Below are 3,203 nucleotides of genomic sequence, written 5' to 3' on the forward strand. Positions count from 1 at the left end.
GTTCACCTATGTCCCGGCGGCCGGCGCCGTGCTCGCCGACTGGGGAGCCGACATCGTCAAGGTCGAGCACGCCGAGACCGGTGACGCGCAGCGCGGTCTGGTCCGTGTCCTCGGCCTCGATGCGAGCAAGACCGGTTCGTCGTTCGCCCCGATCATGGAGGGCCCGAACCGCAGCAAGCGCAGCATCGGAATCGATCTTGCGAAACCCGAGGCGCGTCCCGTGCTCGAGGAGTTGATCCGACGCAGCGATGTGTTCCTCACCAACTATCTGCCCAGTCCTCGTGCGAAGCTCGGGATCACGCTCGAAGATGTCAGGGCGATCAACCCGGACATCATCTACGTCACCGGCAGCGGCTTCGGTAGTCAGGGACCGGATTCGGACAAGGGCGCATACGACGCGACCGGGTTCTGGGCCCGTGGTGGCAGCGCAGAGGGGGTGATGGGTCCGAATGCGGACCGGATGACGTTCATGCCCGCAGGCGCGTACGGCGACAACATCGGTGGCATGACAATCGCAGGTGGTATCGCCGCGGCGATCGCGGGGCGCGAACGTACAGGTGAGCCGTCGGTAGTGGATGTGTCGTTGCTCGGTGTGGGGGCATGGGCCACGCAGTTCTCGGTCAACCTGGCGTTGTTCACCGGACAGGCCCCCGTGCGGGACAACAAGGTCTCTGCCGCACCGGGTAATCCATTGACGGGGTCGTATCGGACATCGGACAGCCGATGGTTGCAGTTCTCGATGCTCCAGCCCACTCGGTTCTGGAACGAATTCGTGACGTTGATCGGTCTCGAGGAGTTGGTCGACGACCCGCGGTTTGCGACAATGGAAGCGATCTTCGAACACAACGAGCAGATCTTCGAGATGTTCGCGGAGGCAATTGCCAAGCGTCCGTATGCCGAATGGACCGAGATTCTCGGTTCGCTCAGTGGACCGTGGGCGCCGGTACAGAACGGTTGGGAGATCGGCCACGACGAGGCGCTGATCGCCAACGGCCGGATCGCCGAGGTCATCGACGCGGACGGCAAGCCGCAAAAGCTCGTCGTGAACCCCGTCAAGTTCGACGATGCCCCCGTGCAGATGAAGCGCGCCCCGCAGTTCGCCGAGCACACCGACGAGATCCTGCGCGAGATCGGCCTCGACGACGAGAAACTCATCGAACTCAAGATCGCCGGCGCCGTCACCTAGTCCGCCCGGTAGACTGGGTCGGCTCGGCGGACCGGAACGGGTAACACGAAGGGGGCCACCGTGGAACTGCAGCAGTTGCGGTGCTTCGTCACCGTCGCCGACCACGGATCGTTCACCCGTGCGGCGCAGGCTCTCGTGCTGTCGCAACCGACGCTGTCGCTGTCCGTGAGCAAGCTCGAGGCGGAGTTCGGCACCGAACTGTTCCAGCGCACCTCCCGCGGGGTCGTGCTCACGTCGGCGGGGGAAACGCTGCTCGGTCCGGCCCGCAAGGTACTCGAATCGGTCGACCACACACAGGCCGCGGTCGATGCGATCCACGGTCTGACCACCGGCACCCTGACGGTGGTCTGCTTCAAGGCGTTCACGACCCAGGCCGCGGCCGCGATGTCGGTGTTCGCCGAGAAGTTTCCGACCGTCACGCTGCGAGTACTGGCACCACAGAACGACGACGGAGTCTTCGCTGCCGTCAGTTCCGGTGAGGCCGACATCGGGTTCGCCCGCGACATCGAACTACTCGGCGAAGGTCTGCAGATTCATCCGATCACGGTCGAGGAGAGCGTCGCACTCGTCCCCAAGGACAGCGTCCTCGGTGCGACGACGGATCCGGTCACGCTCGACGAACTCGCCAAGGTGAGGCTGATCGTCGGTCCGCGGGGGAGCCTCGTGCGCACGGCGGTCGAGAAGTTGTTCGCCGACAAGGGAATACCGTTCGATGTCGCCGCAGAGAGCGAGCACCACGAGACGAGCATCGAGCTCGTTCGGGGCGGCGTCGGCGCCTATCTCAGCACCAGGGGCGGGCTGCCCGTCAACATCGACGACATGGTGACGGTCCGGCCGCTCGCCCCCCGCCGGGAGTGGCCGATGGGTGTCGTCCACCGCCAGCATCTGACACCCGCAGCAGCAGCCTTCACCTCGGTTGCGCTCGAGTACTTTTCGGCGACGTCGCACTGAGCCCGCGGTACCCGCACCATCGGCCGGGTTACCCAAGAACTGAGTAAACAGAATCTGCTCCGCCCGGGGCCCGATTCTGGCAGACGTCGTTGACGCATAGCGAGTGATCGAAATGTCCTCGCAGCGGACCGACTCGGTCCTGCTCGGCGGGCGAAGATTCACTGGTGCGTTACGTTCGCTACTGATCCGCCCTCTACACCCGTCGGATCACCCGGATGGTCTCGCGATCCGCGTAGTGAACACGTAGCGCTGTTGCAGGCCACCTGCTATCAGGTTGGCGAAGTAAGTCCGCTCAGTAGTTGGTCAACGACCGCGACTGCCTCTTCCTTCGCGGTGTCCGGGTTCGATGCATTGGCGACGAACAACGCCGCTTCATCGATCGCGGCTAGCAGGATGTGCGCTAGGGCGTCGATGGGCTGCTTTCGCAGACTGCCCGCCGACATTGCGAGCTCGAGCAGCGAACGGATAGTTCCCAGCCCGTATCTCTCCTCCAGCGCGCGCCACTCCTGCCACCCGAGAACGGCAGGCCCGTCGATGAGGATGATTCGCTGAACCTCGGGAGTGACCGAGGCATGCAGGAATCCGATCAGACCCTCGCGGAGGAGGGTGAGCGCATCGGTGGACTCGGCGGGCCGAGGCGCCGCCGACAGGAGGTCCTCCTCAACCAGTTCGAAAACGGCGCGGAAGAGCGCCTGCTTGCCCTCGAAATGATGATAGAGCGCGCCACGAGTGCCGACTTCGGCCGCTATCACGATCTCCTCTGTACTCGTGGCGTGGTAACCCTTCTCAACGAACAGACGTCGGGCTGCGGCCACAAGCGCGTTGCGTGTCGCCTCTGCGCGCACGGCGATGGCCTCGGCACCGCCCGTCGCCTGCTGACTACGTTTCATGGCTCCATTATCGGTCACATACTGGATGCATGTACCCGCCACCCTGTCAGAAGCGCACACGTCAGGGGGCGGGTCAGTGATGGGTCGGTTCGCCTCGCGCTCTCCTCTGCCCGGGTGCCGGCGTGGTCGACTCTTCCCTTGGAGGGTTTCACCGCCGGGCATCAGGGGCGGAGTGC

General features: G+C 64.6%; 3 protein-coding genes. 2 read left to right on the top strand and 1 reads right to left on the bottom strand.

The window, feature by feature from the left end; all coding sequences use genetic code 11:
- Both WAW17_RS10280 and WAW17_RS10285 read left to right on the top strand, forming a co-directional pair.
- The coding region (locus tag WAW17_RS10280; RefSeq protein ID WP_422332882.1) for a CaiB/BaiF CoA transferase family protein at positions 1–1,186 on the top strand (1,186 nt) is incomplete at its 5' end.
- 60 nt (positions 1,187–1,246) lie between these two features.
- The gene (locus WAW17_RS10285) at positions 1,247–2,137 is read left to right on the top strand and encodes a LysR family transcriptional regulator (RefSeq protein WP_422332883.1); all 891 of its coding nucleotides are present in this window, start codon (positions 1,247–1,249) and stop codon (positions 2,135–2,137) included.
- A 269-nt stretch (positions 2,138–2,406) separates the two neighbouring features.
- On the opposite strand, the gene WAW17_RS10290 is transcribed toward WAW17_RS10285, so the two are convergent.
- A complete protein-coding gene (locus tag WAW17_RS10290) occupies positions 2,407–3,027 on the bottom strand; it encodes a TetR/AcrR family transcriptional regulator (RefSeq protein WP_422332884.1) in 621 nt (206 codons plus the stop codon).
- Positions 3,028–3,203 lie beyond the last annotated feature (176 nt).

Source organism: Rhodococcus sp. (in: high G+C Gram-positive bacteria) (assembly GCF_049286785.1).
GTDB lineage: Bacteria > Actinomycetota > Actinomycetes > Mycobacteriales > Mycobacteriaceae > Rhodococcus_F.